This is a genomic window from Candidatus Rickettsia barbarica (assembly GCF_041477405.1).
In the GTDB taxonomy this organism is placed as follows: domain Bacteria; phylum Pseudomonadota; class Alphaproteobacteria; order Rickettsiales; family Rickettsiaceae; genus Rickettsia; species Rickettsia rickettsii.
In genome coordinates this window covers 187,053-204,802 of record NZ_JBEWYL010000001.1, presented here as the reverse complement: position 1 = coordinate 204,802, position 17,750 = coordinate 187,053, and the positions used below count along the sequence as shown (strand labels likewise).

The following is a 17,750-nucleotide window of genomic DNA, read 5'->3' as shown; positions in this document are numbered from 1 at the left end:
CACTATTCAAATTTTGGAAATATTATGGTAGGTTCTAAAATATTGCTACCCGCTGTTAAAGTATAATCACGTATTAAATGCTTAAACAGACGTTCTTCTTTATTTACCCCTAACTGATCAAGCATTTTATTTGCTGAACTCGGTATAAAAGGCAGAAGCATTATCGCAATATAGCGTAAAACTTCTAGTAAAGCGTATAACACTTCTAACGTTTTATCTGGATCGGTTTTTTTCAAATTCCAGGGTGCTTCGCTATCAATATAGATATTTGCCTCTTCGGCCAAATTAATAATATTTTCAAGAATTTTATTAATCTCTGTTTTGTCCATCAATAAAATATTCTGCTCGACAAATTTACTTGCGGTTTTTAAAATCGGTAGCTCATATATTTTATCTATAACACCTTGCGTAAGCAAAGGCACTTTGGCGTCATTATTCTTATAAACAAAAGATGTAATACGCTGTAATAAATTACCTATTTTGTTTGACAACTCGCTATTAATACGGGTAATTAAATTACTACGAGCAAAATTGCCGTCCGCACCAAAAGTTACTTCACGCATCAGAAAATACCTAACTTGATCAACACCGAATTCATCAATTAACTTAATCGGATCAATGGTATTACCAAGAGATTTAGAGATTTTCTGCCCCTCACTCGTCCACCAGCCATGAGCCATAATTGTTTTCGGCAGCGGAACTTCTGCAGCCATTAAGAAAGCAGGCCAATAGACGGCATGAAAACGCAAGATATCTTTACCGACTACATGTAAATCAGCCGGCCAAAACTTATTGTAATTACTTTGTTCGTCAAGATAACCGAGTGCTGAAATATAATTAGCCAGTGCATCAAGCCAAACATAAATTACATGTTTTTCATTATTTGGTACTTTTATTCCCCAGTTAAAAGTAGTACGCGATACCGATAAATCTTTTAACCCCGATTTAACAAAGCTAATTACTTCGTTACGCCTTGATATAGGTCTGATAAAATCAGGGTTTGCTTCATAAAACTCAAGCAATTTATCCTGCCATTTTGAAAGATTAAAGAAATAGCTAGGCTCTTTAACCCATTCAACTGGAGCACCCGTCGGTGCTAAACCGTCCCTCGTAAGTTCCGACTCATCAAAAAAAGCCTCATCTCGCACTGCATACCACCCTTCATAAAAACCTTCATAAATAGTGCCGTTATCTAGTAATTTCTGCCAAAAAACAGCTACAGCTTCTTTATGTCTGTGTTCCGTTGTTCTGATAAAATCATCATTGGAAATATGCATAGCAGTCATCAGATGACGAAAACTCTCGGATGTTTGATCGGTAAATTTTTGTGGATCAATATTTTTATTAATAGCTGCTTTTTCTACTTTCTGCCCATGTTCGTCAGTACCTGTTAAAAACATTACATCGAAACCTCGCAGTCGCATGAAACGAGCGATTACGTCACTTGCAACGCTAGTATAAGCATGACCGATATGGGGAATATCGTTAACGTAATATATAGGGGTAGTAATGTAGTAAGTATTGTTCATAAATGCTTTTTTATTAACTCATGTACTTCAAGTGAACTTAAATCTGAAGCTTTAATTGTTTTTATTCTCTCAGGAAATCTATTACTTAATTCTTTAAAGCAATAATAGATTTTTTTATAAAAATCTATACCTCTTATGTCAAATTTATTGTTCATATTTCGTGAATTGACTCTCTTAATAGCAGTATCCGGCTCTACGTCAATAAAAAACGTAATATCCGGCATAAGAGAAGGCATTAAAGTTTTGTGCAGATTATAAACTAAATCTATGCCGTTTTCTAGCTCTAATCCTTGATAACATACAGTTGAGTCAATAAACCTATCACATATTACAATATGTCCCTCTTGTAGAGCTGGTATAATTTTCCGTGCCATATGATCATAACGTGCTGCCATAGCTTGTAATAGCTCAGACATGGGTAGTAATTCTTCCTGTACTAGAATTTCACGCATTTTTTCGGCTACAATAGTACCACCGACTTCACGAGTTAAAATAACGGGAGTATTTTGAGATTGTAAATATTCATAGAGCATTTGAGATTGAGTAGATTTGCCTATCCCTTCCCCTCCCTCAAATGTAATAAACTTTCCTTGTTTCAAATTATTTATTCATTCATTACAATTACTTTAAGCTATAACTTTATAATCATATCTCTTAAAAAAATATTTACAAGGAAGATTACATACTTATATACTCCTACAAAACGAAGCGCTGTTATACGAAGATCAACTTGGAAAAGAGTAATCGGTCTGTAAGCCGAGGAGCAGAGCGTATATTAAACGTTCAGCATCCGAGGACTTACAAAGACATTGTCACCAATGTTCCAAATTCATCGAGTATAATCCATTATAAATTTTAAATTATTAATATATGAGTAATGCATTAAGTAAAAGGGATTTTTCGATCCTAATCGGTAATGCGATGGATCATTTCGATACTGCACTTTATGGGTTTCTTGCTCCGCTACTTGCTGGTATTTTTTTTCCGAATCATGATAAAGTCGTTGCTTTAATACTTACCTATAGTGTTCTTGCTACGTCTTTATTTACACGTCTCATAGGCTCTTATTTTTTTGGCGTAATTGCTAAAAAATACGGCGGTGTTTTTGCTTTATCTTACTCTTTAATCGGCGTTGCTTTAACAACGAGCCTAATCGGTTTAATACCTTCACATGCTCAAATAGGCTGGCTTGCACCGCTATTATTAGTGTTGCTTAGAACGTTGCAAGGAGTATATTCCGAGGGTGAATGTACCATTGCTAAATTATTTATTTTAGAGAATAAAGAAGAAAAAAAAGCGCTTAAAGCTTCTTACCTTTATCAAACATCTACTATGGTCGGTATTATTCTTGCTTCATTTATCAGTACTATAGTTTTAAATGTAGAGTATAATACATATTGGCGTTTATGTTTCATATTTGGCGGACTTACAGCACTGATAGGTCATTTTTTAAGAAAGCGTGAGGATATTGTAGTCAAACCCTCATTTTCATCCCGTGGCTTGACCACGGGATCCAATAAAAAAGATAAAATTACTTTACGTAATTTTTGGATACTGTGGTCAAGCCACGGGATGACACCTGGGTCCTCTCCTCGCAATGACGTAGTATCATCACTATTACAAGACTTAACTACAATTTGGAACTGTAAACTAAGTATCTTATGCATTAGTTTTGCCATAGGTTTCTCATATATGACTTATATAGTACCTTTCGTCTTTTTGAATAGTTTTATTCCGCTTATCACTGATATATCACTCGAAATAATGATGAAATTTAATACTGAGTTTCTGATTTTTGATATGATTATGATTCCGATAATAGGGCATCTAACAAAAAAGCTACATTACCTTAAAATACTAAACGGTACTCTTATTTTAATGAGTTTAAGCATAATTCCTTTATGGCTCTGCTTGAATAATGCATCTATATGGTATGTTAATTTTGTACGTATTTGGATTATAATACTCGGTGTCGGGTTCTTGGCACCTTTGAACTGCTGGCTAAATGATTTATTTAAAACTGCCGATAAATATATGTTAGTCGGTATCGGCAGTAGTATAGGTGCTTCATTAATCGGACGTCTTACTCCGTCAATCTGCCTAATGCTATGGTATGTAACCAGCAACTCTTTATCAATTGCGGTTTATATAACCGCAATATCGATGGTCACTTTATGGGCTGTTAGAGGAGTTGTTGCACGGGTCAATGTCATTCCTGCGGAAGCAGGAATCCAGTAAAACATATAAAAATTAAATGCTTATATGTTTTTTACTAGAAATGTAATACTTACAGCAATATTAATGTTATTTTTATGGATTCCTGCTTTCGCAGGAATGACACATCAAGAACATTATCTAATCCCTAACAAGACTGTTATTAGGAAAAGAATTTAATAAAACACCATACTCAAAACTAATCCGATATAATTATTAGCTCTGAATCTTGTCATACAATTGGCAGGATTTTCAATATCAAGAGTTGCTACTTGTAATATCAGTAAAATTAAAGCAGCTAAAATAGGTAAATAGTCGATATTATGGTTAGCCATTTTTGTTGCTAGAATAAATAACAATATAAAACCTATATAACATATATAAAGCCAAAGCTTAGAATGCTTGTTCTCTAAATATATACTTAACGATTTCACTCCTATTTTCTTATCATCTCTTATATCCATATATCCGTAAATCGTATCATAACCGATGGCCCAAAAACAGCATGCTAAATACATAATAATCGCTGCTATATCAAGTGTATCCTGAACTGCCGCATAAGCTATTAAGGCCCCTAGCTTAAATGTAAATCCCAAAAAGATTTGCGGGAAATACGTGATACGTTTCATTAACGGGTATAGGCTAATCATTATTACCGCAAAAAAAACTATATATATAGCTGTTTTGTTTAAAAGTAGCAAAATACAAAGTGAGATAACGCTAAGAATCAAGAGTATCAAAATAGCATAAGAAACAGATAAAGCCTTGCTAGCTAAAGGTCGCTCTTTAGTCCTTGCGACATGCTTATCAAATTTTCTATCAAATATATCGTTAATAATACACCCGCTACTTCTAGCTGTTATACTACCTAAAATAAATAACGGTAATAAATGTATTAACTCCGTTCTTGAGGGGTTTGCAAGCAGTAACCCAAATAAAGCAGGAAAAAAAACCAGCAAATAAGCTACCAGCTTATCTGCACGCATTAATTTTAAGGTAAGCAAAAGTTTGTCTAGAATTAGCATATTAAACTTTAAATTTAAATAAATATGGACATTATAGATAATTTAAGATACAATACGCCACGAAATAAAGCTACTAGATTTTTATGGCTAAAAAATTAAAACATGATTCATTAGTAAAAATAATAATGAACGACCCAGTAGCAGCAGAAGAATTTTTGTAATATTATTTACCCGATGATTTTAATAGTAGATTTATCAAAAATAACGGTAGAACAAGAAAGCTACATTGAGGAATCTTTAAATAAGAAATATAGTAATATAACATATAAAATTAGCACCAATAATAAAGAAGAAGCATTTGTTTATGTATTAGTAGAGGCCCAATCAACAATTGATTATTGGACGGCTTTGCGGTTATGGAAATATACACTATTATTATGTGAAAGACATAAGCAAGGAAAGGATAAATTACCGCTAGTCTATAATTTAGTTATTTGCAACGGTAAAGAAATTTATAATGCTCCAAGAAATCTGTGGAGTTTATTTACTGATAGTGTGATGGCAAGGAAATTAATGGAGGAAGATTATCAATTAGTAGATTTGCAAGCTATGACAGATGATGAAATCGTCAAGAAAAAACATTTAGGTATGCTAGAATATATGATACAGCATATCCAATATGCAGGATATGATAAAACTATGGGAGAAGTTTTTAACAGAGTTTAAGCATATTATAATATTGGATAAAGAAAAAGGTTATATTTACCTAAGATCCTTCTTATGGTATACTAACGCAAAATTATCAACACAAAAACAACCGGAATTAGTAGAAGTATTGGATGCACATCTATTACCGCAAGATAAGGATACTATTATGAAAACTATCGCTGATACATATAGAGATGAAGGAAAGGTGCCAGGGTATTGAGATAGGCAAAGCTGAGGGCGAACATAATAAGGCAGTAATTATAGCGAAGGAAATGTTCAGTCAGGGCTTTAAAATTCCTGTTATTGCTAAAATTACAGGTCTTCAAGAAACTTTCGTTCGCTCAATTGTAAATAAGTACTTAATCATGCAAGCACCACTTGCACAAATCCTAAATATCCATCCTCCCAAAGAAAAGCATCTATTGTCATAATCACATATAATCTTTATAATAATATTCTTGAATCAACTACAAAATCTATGAAAGAATTTCCAAAAAATTATAATTTTACCGAAAATGAAAAAAAGTGGCAGCAAATTTGGCAAGAGAAACAAATTTATGCTTATAATCCAAACGTTGCAAAAGAAGAAACCTATGTAATCGATACTCCGCCTCCAACAGTTTCAGGGCAGTTACATATCGGTCATGTTTATAGCTATACGCAAACCGACTTTATTGTACGTTTTCAGCGTATGATGGGTAAAAATATCTTTTATCCTATGGGTTTTGACGATAACGGGCTACCGACCGAGAGACTTGTTGAAAAGCAGAAACAGATCAAAGCTTATAATATGGATCGATCTGAATTTATAAAAATTTGCGAAGAGGTAGTAGAAAGTGAAGAAGAAAAGTTTAGAAGTCTATTGAACCAAATAGCTTTATCGGTTGATTGGAGTTTAGAGTACCAAACTATTAGTCCATTATCACGAAAAATATCACAAATGTCTTTTCTTGATTTAGTACAAAAAGAAGAAATTTATCGTACTAATCAACCGATTTTATGGGATCCAGTAGATGGTACAGCTCTTGCCCAAGCCGATATTGAGGATAAGGAAAAAACCTCTTTCATGAATTATATTACGTTTAAAACCGAGCAAGGAGACCCGCTTACTATAGCCACTACCAGACCTGAGCTATTACCGGCTTGCGTAGCCGTATTTTATCACCCTGACGATGGACGTTATAAGCATCTAGCAGGTCAATCAGCTATAACCCCACTTTTTAATGAGCAAGTTCCACTGCTTGCTGACCCTTTAGTACGACAAGATAAAGGCACGGGACTGGTAATGTGCTGTACGTTTGGTGATCAAACGGATATTACTTGGTGGAAGACGCATAATCTACCTTTAAAAACTACTATCACTAAAAAAGGTACAATAGACTTCCAACATGAAACTTCTATAGATGGGTTGAAAATTAAAGAAGCTCGAACAAAAATAATAGATATTTTAAAAGAACAAGCGTTGCTTATTAAACAAGAAGACATCACTCATACCGTTAAATGTGCCGAGAGGTCAGGTGCTCCTCTTGAGATACTAACTGTACCGCAATGGTTCATTAAAACTATATCACATAAAGAAGAATTGCTTAAAAGAGCGAATGAGTTAAATTGGCATCCTAAAAATATGAAGATTCGTTTAGAGAATTGGATTAATGCCATTAGTTGGGATTGGTGTATAAGTAGGCAGCGTTATTTTGGTGTGCCTTTCCCTGTTTGGTACTCTAAAAGAGTAGGTGAGGAAGGAAAAATCTTATATGCCGATGTTACGCAGCTACCTATCGATCCGTTAAAAGATTTACCTATGGGTTATAGTAAAGAAGAAGTAGAACCTGATTATGACGTAATGGATACTTGGGCAATAAGTTCCGTTTCGCCTCAACTTTCTACTCATGGGATTTCTGACGACTTCGCTGTTAATAAAGATAGGCACGATAAATTATTTCCGATGGATTTAAGACCTCAAGCACATGAAATTATCAGAACTTGGGCGTTCTATACTATTTTAAAAGCTCATTTACACCAAAATACTTTGCCGTGGAAAAACATCATGGTAAACGGTTGGTGTTTAGCTGAAGATCGAAGTAAAATGTCAAAATCTAAGGGCAATGTTTTAGTTCCTGAAAAACTGTTAGAACAATATGGTTCCGACGTGATACGTTATTGGTCGGCAAATGCAAAGCTAGGTGCTGATACCACCTATTCTGAAGACGTTATGAAAAACGGCAAAAGGCTTGTTAACAAGCTATGGAATGCTGCTAAATTTGTTTTTATACATTTTGATAAACTGAAAGGTGAAGATAAAAAAGCGAGTTTACTCGATATTAAAGAAAAAATCACTAACGAGTTTGATAAATGGATGGTTAATAAACTAGTGGAATTAGTTAAGCTAGCTACAAATGAGTTACAAAACTACGAATATGCAAATGCTATGCATCTGACGGAAAAATTCTTTTGGGTGGTATTGTGTGATAATTATTTAGAAATAAGCAAAACAAGAAGCTATGATGAGGAACACAAAAATCCACAAGGACAATATAGTAGCATATTAACTTTATATCATGTTATGCAAACGTTACTGAAACTATTTGCACCTTTCATGCCACATATTACCGAAGAATTATACCAAATATTATATAGTGAAAATTCTATTCATGTTAAAGGTAGCTGGGTTAATTACAGTGACTTAAATTATGAAATCAATGCAAAAGGAGCAGAAGGGCTGCTTGAAATACTAGATATCGTCAGAAAATTCAAAGCTGAGAAGAATCTATCTATAAAAACTCCAATAAAATTGCTTGAAGTTAGCGGCATAGTATTATCTGCAGAATTAGCAGAAGATTTAAAAAACGTCACATCGGCAGAAGAAATACAATTTGAGATGAAAGATGATAAAATTAAAGTCAATATTATCCTTTAAAAATATTATAGGTTTAATATTAATTATATTTGCCGGGATATTTTTTTATGCTTATATATTAGAACATGACTGGCGATATGTAACCTTAAGTGATGAACAAGTAAAAAAATACAGGATTAGCGAGAAAAAAGCTATTGCCCTTTATCAGTTAATGAAAGACACTCATGAGCTACTTGGTAAGAATAATATTAATTATTGGATAGACAGCGGCACTCTGCTTGGAGCCGTTAGACATCAAGGCATAATTCCTTTTGACGATGATTTAGATATCGGCATTATGCATGAAGACGAAATACGTTTGCAACAAATATTACCGCAATTTGAACAACTCGGTTATACTGTTTCCTATAAGAGAGCTTATAATATATGCAAAAAAGCTTGTTTAGATATTTTCATTTTTCATAAAGAACAAAACAAATTTATATATACTAATTTAGCGGTTCGAAATAAGTATCCGAAGAGTTCATTTTATGATAATGAATTATATCCTTTAAAAAAATATAAATTCGGTAGTATAGAGGTTTACGGTCCCACTGATCCTATAGAAAATCTAAATAGGCAATATCCAGAATGGGATAAGTATGCAGTGATAGAGCAGCCCCATAGCTTACATTTACCTTTTTTATCGAATATCGAGAAAAAAACTAAATTTATATTAACGCCGGAATTGTTAAAACCGGCTCAGCCACTCGGACCGCTAGAAGATAAAGTGAATATAGTCAATTCAGCTACATTTAGTGGTATGTGCGAGGATACAGCTTATCATTAAATGTCGAATTGGTAATGACTATTTCGATATAAGCAACGAAATAGTCATATGATTTACATTTGCCTAGATTACTTTTTTGCAAAAATTCATATCAAACAAGTTGAGATAAGAAAGTAATAGCCGGTACTATTCATAAACCCGGTTTATCAAAAGCAAGAGTCCGAAATAGCTTGTTTATTTTGAATTACTTGAACACTAAACTCAGGGTTAAGTAATTCATGAAAATATTTTAAGCTTGAAGAAACGGTTGAGTCACTTACTTTTGCTTCCACTAAAATCCACGGTTGGTTATCTTTTGTTATTACTAAATTGACTTCACGTTTTTGTTTATCACGCAGATAGTATAAACCAAAATCACCAAGCCCTGTTTCGTTCCAAAAATATACGGCTTTTAAAAGGTGAGAAGCTACAAGATTTTCAAATCTCGTTCCTATATCTTTTATTTGCGATCAATCCCAAAGGTAAATTTGGGGCTCTTTTATCAAACTTTTTACAACATTTTTAGACCAAGGTGTGATAGCAAAACAATACTAATGCTTTTCTAGCAAAGAGAGCCATCTTCTTATTGTTTGGTCTGAAACTCTAACTTTGTTAGCAAGGTATAGCTTATAAATGAGCCTGCTTACTCATTTATAATGCTAGCAAGTAATTCTAACGCACAAATATTGTTGATATCTTCAGTATTTCTTACATCTTCTCTAAATAATTGCTCGAATCTTTGATTACTCCATATTCTATGAAATTTAGCAGTTACTTTTAAATAACTTTCTGCAAATCCTCCAAAATTTATTAAAGCTTCACATTCATCTATAGTGATATTTTTGGGGCTTTTTATATAATCAATGTCATTATCAAAATTTTTAGCTATTTCAGATACCGATAACGGATACACGGTTAAACTTATATAACGTCCCATTAGGCTATCACCGCCTTTTTTATATATATTTAATTTGGCACTAGCTGTTATAATAAATTCAATATTTTCTCCGAATTTATCATAAAATCCTTTTACAAGATTTTTCCAATCTTTATATTTATGAATTTCATCTAATATTAAGCACGGTTTCTTATCGGATATAGTAGAAAGTAGATTTTTAAAAAGTTCGGTGTGTTTGTTTAAGATTTTATTTCTATCTTCTAGATAATCCCAATTTAGGTAAATTGAATTAGGATTAGGCTTAATTACTTGTTTTGATATTGTAGTTTTTCCTACTTGCCTTGCTCCGCTTATAAATACAAGCTTACCGTAATTTGTTAGATATTCTTCAACTTGCTTTTTATATAACCTATCCATTATAATATTTCTATAAGTTTATAAAAATATTATAGGCTAATATCGAAATAGTCTTACTTGTAGTATTGAAATTGAGCATTGCCTAGAAAAAGTTGTTTTATAGTTTAGCCTTCCGATGTCATTCCCACGAAAGCGAGAATGCTTTGTTGCGTGGACCAGTTTCCTAATTGTCATCCCGCGACTTGATCGCGGAATCCAGTTTAAAACATTAAAATTTTAGTATTTTAAGTTGTGTTTTTGGATATCGTGGTCAAGTCACTGCATAACACCGAACGGGTTTTTCGGTCCACACAACAAGACCTGCGCAGGCATGACATAAAACGAGCCATGCAACAACACCTGCAGTAACTCACAATGACTATATCAACCTTTTCTAGGCAATACCAAAATAATTAGTGCAAATTATGCGGTACTTTAGTATTATTTAACATTAAACTTTGCTTCATTCTATGCCTTATTTATTACCCACTATTATAACTACTCTACTTATTTTATTAGCGCTAATAATTTGGTTTTATGTAAAAACTCAAACCTTAAGGACACAGCTACAATTTTTATCAGAACAGAATCTAGAAATTAGCAATAACAACCAATTATTAAATCAAGAAAAGATAGGATATTTACAGAAAATTGAGCAATTGCAGTGTAAAATAGAATATCAAGCACAGACTATTAAGGATTCAGAAAAAATAAGAGAAGAGTCATTTTCATCGGCTAAAGCTGCGTTATTTGATTTAGGTCAAGATTTGTCTAAACAATTAATAGCGATACATAAAATGGAAAACACGGTGGCAAGAGAGCTAGCCGAGAAAAATATCGCTACTGCTTCAAGAAAATTTAATAGTGAGTTTGAACGGTTAATTACGATGGTGGGAACATTAAATAAAGATATAGAGCAATCAAAAGGTACGGTTGATTTGATAAAACAGTCTCTGCTTTCTCCGATCGGAGCGGGGCTACTTGCTGAGATTACCCTTGAGAATATCTTAAAATCTTCGGGCTTACGTCCTAATTTAGATTTCATTATGCAATACGGTCTAACTACATTAGATAGCGGAAAGCTAAGACCTGATGCGCTCATTTTTCTTCCTTCCGGTAATTTAATGGTTATTGATTCTAAAGCTTCAAAGTTTCTTGTAGACGAACAAGATAATAACATGAGTCTTAATAAAACTATGAATTACCATTTAAAATCTTTGGCGAATAAAGAATATGCCGCAAATATTTTAACTAATCTAAACAAAAAGGATCAGAGCTTTAACAATGTTATTACTTTAATGTTTTTGCCGACTGAACAAGCGGTTGAGAAAGTTATTGCAGCCGACCCTGAATTTTTACAAAAAGCTTGGGGCTGTAATATCTTTCCGGTAGGACCTAGCGGCCTTATGAATATGCTATCATTTGCAAAATTTCAAATTACCGATCATCGCCGCTCAGAAAATTATAAGGTAATCATTGAAGAAGTGAGAAAGCTATTAAACTCCATCGGTACTATGGCAGATTATTCTCAAAAGATCGGTAATAACCTGTATAATATGGTTACTAATTACGATAAATTTGCTGCTTCGTTTAATCGTAATTTTATGTCAAGAGTAAAGAATATTCAAAAACTCGGTATTGATTCAGGGAATAAAGCCATGCCGGCTACCTTAGAGCGTTATCAAATCGTTTCCTCTAAATCTGAGATTATTGAAGTGGAAGCAGAAAATCCACCACAAATAGCAGAAAAATTATAAATAAATTTTTCTCGTAATAGGTAATTTAAATGTTAAAAAAACTTTCCATAATCTGTATAGCCATATTATTACTATGTGTAAGCATATAAGATTAAAGCTCCTAAAAAAGAAAACAAACATGCTATAAGAGTGAGTTTTATTAATATTTGGCCGGGCTTTACAATAGACGAGTACCTATGATAAAAGAAATCATTGAAGAAAACGGACAAACAATTGTTATAGATCATAACAATTATGACCTTATTATTGATAGTGTTTTTGGTCAAAGAACTATTAGTAATAACGATAGTATAAAGATATTTTTTGTGAATCGGTTAGACCAAAGCTAGAAAATTATGATATATCTATAGGTTTTGATTATATAGATCATCCAAATTATATAAGAATACCTTTATATTATATGTATTGTATGACATCAGTACTTGAATATAAACACTCAAAATACAATCGGAACAAAACGTATTTTGCTTGTTTCTTAGTCTCTAACGGTATAGAAGATCCTGAGAACGACGGCTGCATAGCAAGAAATCGATTTTTTCATAAATTATCGCTGTATAAAAAAGTAGTAAGCGGCAGTAAATATTTAAATACTGAATCTACAATTATACCAAAAGAAAAAACTCGTGAATGGTTATCTAAATGTAAATTTGTTATTGCTTTTGAAAATAAAACATCTGAGGGGTATGTTACTACAAAACCTTTTCAAGCTTATTTAGCAGGAGCAGTACCTATTATATATTATGCAGATAAAAGTTATATAAAAGATGTAAACCCTAATTCAGTAATATTTGTTAAAGATTATTCAGAAGAAGATTTATATAATTATATTATTCCTGTTGATAAAGATGATGAAAAATATTATAAGATATATAGATTGTACCGGCTTCAGAAAAAAATTACCTCTATTAAATACAAATTAAAAACTATTTTTATAATATCAATTATAATTATTTGTTTATCATTGCTTTTTATATTTTTAAAAACTTATCAAATAGGTTCTTGCTCCACTTGAAGAAACGGTTATAATTTATCTATAACAGATTCAGGGGGAAAAAGATTTACCGGATTAGAAAAATAACCCTGCTCTTTTATCCCTTAATAACGGTTATACTGTACTTTGTCCTTCGGAAAATATAAATTATTATTCCGATAGCAAAATATTAAATCATACTTTAACTGCAGGTGAACTCGGTTGTTATTGTAACCATAGAGAAATTTGGCTTAAAATGGTTAAAGACAATATACCTTATGCCCTAATAATAGAAGATGATGCTATACTAAATGACGATTTCCGTAATAAATTTTTAACAATGCTTAAGCATTTACCTACCGATTGGGATTTAATTTATTTGTCCTTGTCACATGCTAAAAACAAAATATTTTATAATATTTACAATAATCCGTATTTAAAGAAGATAGGTCATGGTGGTTACTTTAATACAACTACAGGTTATTTGATACACTTAAAAGCTGCTCAAAAACTGCTTGAATATAGCAAAAACTTTACTTTAGAGATTGATAATGTACCAAGCTTTTATGCATAGCGAAGTGCAGTCCTATGTCACCTCGCCTTTTTTAATATATGCAACACTTAATTCTGAAGATTCAATTATATTTGAAATGAGAAGAGCACATTAAATAACGTAAATTTTACAACCTTAATAGAGGTTTTGTGGACATTTCTAAAAAGATTTAATTTTGGCTATTTTTTGCTGCAAAATAGCAAATCAATTAGCAGTGTCCACAAAACCTCTAAGCATGGTACTTCTTCTGTAGGATCAATATCAATAACTGTATCATCGTTTGTGCCTGAGGTAACCTTATTAAGCCAAGTAAGGGTAGTAGCGGTTTTCTTGGCAATATTCTTGCCTGCACTACTCATTGCCTTGCCGACATTGAAATCCGATATAACAGTTGTTAAAACATCTATGAAAGTTGCAAAACTTAAGAATTTTAAATCTTTAATAGACTCAAACATTATTAAAGGTACTATCGCTAGGGTCAATCTTGCCGTATCATTATAGTAAAACTTTTGAAAAAACACATCATTAGTTAATGTTTTGTTGGTGATATTTTCTATAACTTTATTGCCATAATATGTTGATACTAATATAAAGAAGCAAGACGCATGAATTTAACAGAAGTTGATGCATAAAACATTGAATCTTCATAAAATTCTAATGCTGGATTACGAAAATAAAAACAGATATAATCCAAAATCAGTGTGGCTATTGCCGAACATATAGCAGTCCTCTTCTATCCATGATAGATACTAATGTCTGATTCAATATTGTTAAAATCTATATTATTGCCTGAAGTTTTATTTGCGTATTCTTATCTGTTTTGGAATGTTTATATAGTAACTGAAAATATGGTTTAATTTCTTCAGCTGTAAATTGCTTATGCTCAATTAAAGCCGGTACAATTTTATCATGCCAAAATTTAATTAATTTATTTTGCATAAAATTTGTAACTTTACTTTGTTCTTCTACTACTCCTGCAACTGTATACCATAGTAAAGCCCGTATATACAATTATACGATTAATAGTATTATTATTTAATAAATCAATAGGCTGCAACCCTAAATTAGCAGCATATCTAAAACAAATCGCAGTTGTATTTACGGCATCATTAGCAAAGCTTGGAGTATGATCAAATAAAAATTTAACATCTTCAGCATTGTCATTGTTATTTTCTAATGCTTGAAACATATTATTATTCATCTCTTGAGTGTATCTATTTGATAAGACCGTACCGGGAAAGATAATAAAATTTGTAACATCGCAAGGTTAGTGGTCGGTAAAGCACATAATTCATACCAAGGATCCTTTTCGTCAATTACATATGAACGTAAAGCAATTACACCCACTATAAGAGAAACATAAGTAATTGCTATTTTACCTGAATGATTACTAACTAAAGCTGATTTTTCGGTTAACCAAGAAGCAATTTTGTGATCTTCATTATACTTATCACTAGCTTTTTCTATTCTAGTAAGACTTTGCTCTAATGAATTAAGATAATTTGCAAAATTTAAATGAGCTTTTTTTACTATATTAAACTCGTTTTCATACGAGGAAGGCGCATTTAAATTATTTGTAAATAATATTGCTTTAGCTATATAGCGATATAAAAAATATTCTCTCGTCAGAGGATATGCCATAGCATCGATTTCTTTGGCTGCTTTAATCAAGTGTTCAGATTGATCTAAATTATTTTTTAAAAACACTTGGACTTTAGTAATTAGGGTACTAAAATCTAATGAATTTATATCCCCTATATCATCTAGCATAGCATCAATGATATTCTTGTTTTCTACTCCTATTAACTTCTGTAGAAAAATGATCTCAATTATTTAGCTCTTCAAAACAATGGCTCCATTGAGAATGATCAATATCTTGATACTTTCCGGTAGCAGCTACTTTACTTAACATTGTTTCTAAAGATTGAGTATAAATTAAACTTTGATCTAGTGTCAGTAGATCTTGAAAATTTTTATCACAGAACCATATTTTCCATACCTCACCTAAATTAAAACTAGCAAGTTGCTGTAGTAGTTTTCCATAATCTTACGCCTAAATTTGATATATCATATTGTATTATTACTTCTAGTTTATTACTCATAATTTTAATTACATAAATATTAAAAATATAAACATCTCTTAATATTTATGCAAATCTTTTATATATAATCATTTATAATCTTTAATTATTTTAACATTAAAGTCACACACGAGCAACCCCAGTTTATGATAAGCGAGAAGAGGATTGGGTTATAAAAGTTTTTAACCAAAAAAACAATAGTTATGGACATAACATATCCTTTTTTATCTTCTATTGGCAACAGGATCTGATTAATGATATAAAAAATATCAGTACCTGAATAGTTTATATTATAATGAGAATACTAGTAACAGGAGCTAACGGCTTTATTGGATCATATATTACAGCTGAATTATTAAAGAATAATTATAAAGTAATATGCTGTGTTAGGGATGTTGAATCGACCAGGAAAAATTCCCTACTGCAGAAGTGATATACTGTGATTTTAATATAGACCTAACACCACAAAGCTGGATAAATAGATTAAATAACATAGATATAGTTATTAATGTATCAGGTGTGTTAACGTCTAGTCATGCAATAATATTGGCAATGTTCATGTCAATGATCCAAAGGCTCTATTTAAGGCTTGCACCCTTACTAACGTACAAAGAATTATTCATATTTCAGCTCTTGGAATAGATAATGAAAAAAACACTGCTTATGCTTTAACTAAAAAAGCAGCTGAAGAATATGTACAAAAATTAGGAATATAGACTGGATAATTTTACAACCGTCTCTTGTTTACGCAAGCGGTTGTTATGGTGGTACCTCGCTATTTAGGGCTCTTTCAACATTACCTTATTTTATTCCTTTAATAGGTGATGGTTTACAACAATTTCAACCTATTCATATTGATGACTTAACGAAAGTAATTATTCACTGTATAGAAAGGGAAGGAAAAATCCACACATTATTAAAAATAGTTGGACCAGACATAGTGAACATGAAGGATATCTTGCTTGGATTCAGAAGATGGCTTGGAGTCATGGAAGACTAATAAAAATTCCTTTAATATTCATTAAAATAGCAGCTAAATTAGGGGATTGTCTTAAAAATAGGACCCATTAATTCTACTGCGTATAATATGTTACTTCAACCTAATATTGCTGATAAAAAAGATTTTATCGATCTTACTTCTATAATCCCTAGAAACTTGCAACAAGGTTTTGCAACCGAACCTTTAACCGTACAATCCATATGGCACGCTAGGCTTTATTTTTTAAAACCTATAATAAAAATTGTCTTAGGACTATTTTGGATAATGACAGGAATTATTTCAAGCATTTTTGTTTATGATGCTAGTATGCAAATTATACTATCACTAGGATTTGATAAACAAATAGCACCTTACATATTATATGGACGCTGCTTTACAGATATTATTCTTAGAATTCTACTAATTATCAAAAATAAAATAAATAGGATATGTAGTTTACAAATTTTATTAATACTAGCTTATACTCTACTATTAACATATCTTAAGCCAATATTGTGGCTAGATCCGCTTGGTCCGATATTTAAAAATATTCCAGTAATATTACTTACTTTAGTATTCATGGCAATAGAACGAGATAAATAATGGATTATCTTTTTATAAAAACTATGCATATTATTAGCTCTACCACTTTATTTGGTATTGCTTTTTTTTATGTGGTGGGCAAATAAAACCAATGATTTGAATGCAACGGCATATGCAACTCGCACTACAATAGCTGATCTTCTTTTTACTACTCCAACTGTGATAATTCAACCGGTTAGCGGCATAATATTAGTAAATATGCTTGGCTATAATTATTTTGATTTATGGCTTACCTTAACTTATATCGGATACATAATCGCCGGTAGTTGTTGGCTTCTGCTGGTATGGATTCAAATTCCACTACGAAATATGGCACTTGAAGCATTAAAACCGCGAATTCCCCTACCGGAAAAATATTATAAATTATTTAAATTATGATTCTACCTAGGCTGGCCGGTATTTATCAGTTTGAGTATTATTTTTTTCTTAATG

General features: G+C 32.0%; 19 protein-coding genes and 1 pseudogene. 11 read left to right on the top strand and 9 right to left on the bottom strand.

Annotated elements, in window-relative coordinates:
• Window positions 1-2: 2 nt before the first annotated feature.
• Together metG and tmk are read right to left on the bottom strand one after the other, a co-directional pair.
• On the bottom strand, window positions 3-1,529 hold the full coding sequence (gene metG, locus ABVF33_RS01140) for a methionine--tRNA ligase (protein ID WP_499705932.1): 1,527 nt from the start codon (window positions 1,527-1,529) through the stop codon (window positions 3-5).
• A complete protein-coding gene (gene tmk, locus ABVF33_RS01135) occupies window positions 1,526-2,137 on the bottom strand; it encodes a dTMP kinase (RefSeq protein ID WP_499706125.1) in 612 nt (203 codons plus the stop codon). Before tmk ends, metG begins: the two co-directional genes overlap by 4 nt.
• A gap of 262 nt (window positions 2,138-2,399) precedes the next feature.
• On the opposite strand from tmk, the gene ABVF33_RS01130 reads away from it, so the two are divergent.
• Window positions 2,400-3,767, top strand: a complete 1,368-nt coding sequence (locus ABVF33_RS01130) for an MFS transporter (RefSeq protein WP_499705931.1) — start codon at window positions 2,400-2,402, stop codon at window positions 3,765-3,767.
• Window positions 3,768-3,919: 152 nt separating this feature from the next.
• Here ABVF33_RS01130 and ubiA read toward each other — a convergent pair whose 3' ends face one another.
• Complete coding sequence (gene ubiA / locus ABVF33_RS01125) at window positions 3,920-4,768, bottom strand: 4-hydroxybenzoate octaprenyltransferase (RefSeq protein ID WP_499705930.1); 849 nt, start codon at window positions 4,766-4,768, stop codon at window positions 3,920-3,922.
• 83 nt (window positions 4,769-4,851) lie between these two features.
• Between ubiA and ABVF33_RS01120 the strand changes: the two are divergent.
• The 3 genes and pseudogenes from ABVF33_RS01120 to ABVF33_RS01110 all read left to right on the top strand — a co-directional run.
• Window positions 4,852-5,772, top strand: a pseudogene (locus tag ABVF33_RS01120) (Rpn family recombination-promoting nuclease/putative transposase); the annotation flags it as partial.
• A 122-nt stretch (window positions 5,773-5,894) separates the two neighbouring features.
• Window positions 5,895-8,333 carry a valine--tRNA ligase gene (locus ABVF33_RS01115; protein WP_499705929.1) on the top strand — a complete coding sequence of 813 codons (2,439 nt, stop codon included), beginning with the start codon at window positions 5,895-5,897 and terminating at the stop codon, window positions 8,331-8,333.
• Entirely contained in the window at window positions 8,302-9,102 is an 801-nt protein-coding gene (locus ABVF33_RS01110; RefSeq protein WP_499705928.1) for a LicD family protein, read from the top strand. The genes ABVF33_RS01115 and ABVF33_RS01110 overlap by 32 nt, the downstream gene beginning before the upstream one ends.
• A gap of 146 nt (window positions 9,103-9,248) precedes the next feature.
• Here ABVF33_RS01110 and ABVF33_RS01105 read toward each other — a convergent pair whose 3' ends face one another.
• Complete coding sequence (locus ABVF33_RS01105; RefSeq protein ID WP_499706124.1) at window positions 9,249-9,536, bottom strand: DUF4143 domain-containing protein; 288 nt, start codon at window positions 9,534-9,536, stop codon at window positions 9,249-9,251.
• A gap of 188 nt (window positions 9,537-9,724) precedes the next feature.
• A complete protein-coding gene (locus ABVF33_RS01100) occupies window positions 9,725-10,396 on the bottom strand; it encodes an ATP-binding protein (RefSeq protein ID WP_499705927.1) in 672 nt (223 codons plus the stop codon).
• Between the two features lie 449 nt (window positions 10,397-10,845).
• Between ABVF33_RS01100 and ABVF33_RS01095 the strand changes: the two genes are divergently transcribed.
• The 4 genes from ABVF33_RS01095 (at window position 10,846) to ABVF33_RS01080 (ending at window position 13,676) form a co-directional block, all read left to right on the top strand.
• Window positions 10,846-12,132: a DNA recombination protein RmuC gene (locus ABVF33_RS01095; protein WP_499705926.1), complete on the top strand. Its 1,287-nt coding sequence runs from the start codon at window positions 10,846-10,848 to the stop codon at window positions 12,130-12,132.
• A gap of 176 nt (window positions 12,133-12,308) precedes the next feature.
• Complete coding sequence (locus ABVF33_RS01090; protein WP_499705925.1) at window positions 12,309-12,461, top strand: hypothetical protein; 153 nt, start codon at window positions 12,309-12,311, stop codon at window positions 12,459-12,461.
• Window positions 12,462-12,541: 80 nt separating this feature from the next.
• Complete coding sequence (locus tag ABVF33_RS01085) at window positions 12,542-13,144, top strand: glycosyltransferase family 10 domain-containing protein (RefSeq protein ID WP_499705924.1); 603 nt, start codon at window positions 12,542-12,544, stop codon at window positions 13,142-13,144.
• A gap of 121 nt (window positions 13,145-13,265) precedes the next feature.
• The gene (locus ABVF33_RS01080) at window positions 13,266-13,676 is read left to right on the top strand and encodes a glycosyltransferase family 25 protein (protein ID WP_499706123.1); all 411 of its coding nucleotides are present in this window, start codon (window positions 13,266-13,268) and stop codon (window positions 13,674-13,676) included.
• Window positions 13,677-13,834: 158 nt separating this feature from the next.
• On the opposite strand, the gene ABVF33_RS01075 is transcribed toward ABVF33_RS01080, so the two are convergent.
• From ABVF33_RS01075 to ABVF33_RS01060, 4 genes are all read right to left on the bottom strand, one after another.
• Window positions 13,835-14,176, bottom strand: a complete 342-nt coding sequence (locus ABVF33_RS01075) for a hypothetical protein (RefSeq protein WP_499705923.1) — start codon at window positions 14,174-14,176, stop codon at window positions 13,835-13,837.
• A 256-nt stretch (window positions 14,177-14,432) separates the two neighbouring features.
• The gene (locus tag ABVF33_RS01070) at window positions 14,433-14,594 is read right to left on the bottom strand and encodes a hypothetical protein (protein WP_499705922.1); all 162 of its coding nucleotides are present in this window, start codon (window positions 14,592-14,594) and stop codon (window positions 14,433-14,435) included.
• Window positions 14,595-14,607: 13 nt separating this feature from the next.
• Entirely contained in the window at window positions 14,608-14,844 is a 237-nt protein-coding gene (locus ABVF33_RS01065; RefSeq protein WP_499705921.1) for a hypothetical protein, read from the bottom strand.
• 8 nt (window positions 14,845-14,852) lie between these two features.
• Complete coding sequence (locus ABVF33_RS01060) at window positions 14,853-15,425, bottom strand: hypothetical protein (protein WP_499705920.1); 573 nt, start codon at window positions 15,423-15,425, stop codon at window positions 14,853-14,855.
• A gap of 606 nt (window positions 15,426-16,031) precedes the next feature.
• Here ABVF33_RS01060 and ABVF33_RS01055 point away from each other — a divergent pair.
• The 3 genes from ABVF33_RS01055 (at window position 16,032) to ABVF33_RS01045 (ending at window position 17,696) form a co-directional block, all read left to right on the top strand.
• The gene (locus ABVF33_RS01055) at window positions 16,032-16,169 is read left to right on the top strand and encodes an NAD-dependent epimerase/dehydratase family protein (RefSeq protein WP_014273722.1); all 138 of its coding nucleotides are present in this window, start codon (window positions 16,032-16,034) and stop codon (window positions 16,167-16,169) included.
• A 654-nt stretch (window positions 16,170-16,823) separates the two neighbouring features.
• A complete protein-coding gene (locus ABVF33_RS01050) occupies window positions 16,824-17,318 on the top strand; it encodes a DoxX-like family protein (protein WP_499705919.1) in 495 nt (164 codons plus the stop codon).
• 69 nt (window positions 17,319-17,387) lie between these two features.
• Complete coding sequence (locus tag ABVF33_RS01045; RefSeq protein WP_499705918.1) at window positions 17,388-17,696, top strand: DUF2269 family protein; 309 nt, start codon at window positions 17,388-17,390, stop codon at window positions 17,694-17,696.
• Window positions 17,697-17,750 lie beyond the last annotated feature (54 nt).

Excerpts from the sequence above, each read along its gene's own strand:
- ABVF33_RS01055 (WP_014273722.1), top strand. The coding sequence starts at position 16,032 with ATGAGAATACTAGTAACAGGAGCTAACGGCTTTATTGGATCATATATT.
- ABVF33_RS01085 (WP_499705924.1), top strand. The coding sequence starts at position 12,542 with ATGACATCAGTACTTGAATATAAACACTCAAAATACAATCGGAACAAA.
- ABVF33_RS01065 (WP_499705921.1), bottom strand. The coding sequence starts at position 14,844 with ATGTTTCAAGCATTAGAAAATAACAATGACAATGCTGAAGATGTTAAA.
- ABVF33_RS01050 (WP_499705919.1), top strand. The coding sequence starts at position 16,824 with ATGTTACTTCAACCTAATATTGCTGATAAAAAAGATTTTATCGATCTT.
- ABVF33_RS01100 (WP_499705927.1), bottom strand. The coding sequence starts at position 10,396 with ATGGATAGGTTATATAAAAAGCAAGTTGAAGAATATCTAACAAATTAC.
- ABVF33_RS01045 (WP_499705918.1), top strand. The coding sequence starts at position 17,388 with ATGTGGTGGGCAAATAAAACCAATGATTTGAATGCAACGGCATATGCA.
- ABVF33_RS01130 (WP_499705931.1), top strand. The coding sequence starts at position 2,400 with ATGAGTAATGCATTAAGTAAAAGGGATTTTTCGATCCTAATCGGTAAT.
- ABVF33_RS01090 (WP_499705925.1), top strand. The coding sequence starts at position 12,309 with ATGATAAAAGAAATCATTGAAGAAAACGGACAAACAATTGTTATAGAT.
- metG (WP_499705932.1), bottom strand. The coding sequence starts at position 1,529 with ATGAACAATACTTACTACATTACTACCCCTATATATTACGTTAACGAT.
- ABVF33_RS01070 (WP_499705922.1), bottom strand. The coding sequence starts at position 14,594 with ATGCAAAATAAATTAATTAAATTTTGGCATGATAAAATTGTACCGGCT.
- ubiA (WP_499705930.1), bottom strand. The coding sequence starts at position 4,768 with ATGCTAATTCTAGACAAACTTTTGCTTACCTTAAAATTAATGCGTGCA.
- ABVF33_RS01060 (WP_499705920.1), bottom strand. The coding sequence starts at position 15,425 with ATGCTAGATGATATAGGGGATATAAATTCATTAGATTTTAGTACCCTA.
- ABVF33_RS01110 (WP_499705928.1), top strand. The coding sequence starts at position 8,302 with ATGATAAAATTAAAGTCAATATTATCCTTTAAAAATATTATAGGTTTA.
- ABVF33_RS01095 (WP_499705926.1), top strand. The coding sequence starts at position 10,846 with ATGCCTTATTTATTACCCACTATTATAACTACTCTACTTATTTTATTA.
- ABVF33_RS01115 (WP_499705929.1), top strand. The coding sequence starts at position 5,895 with ATGAAAGAATTTCCAAAAAATTATAATTTTACCGAAAATGAAAAAAAG.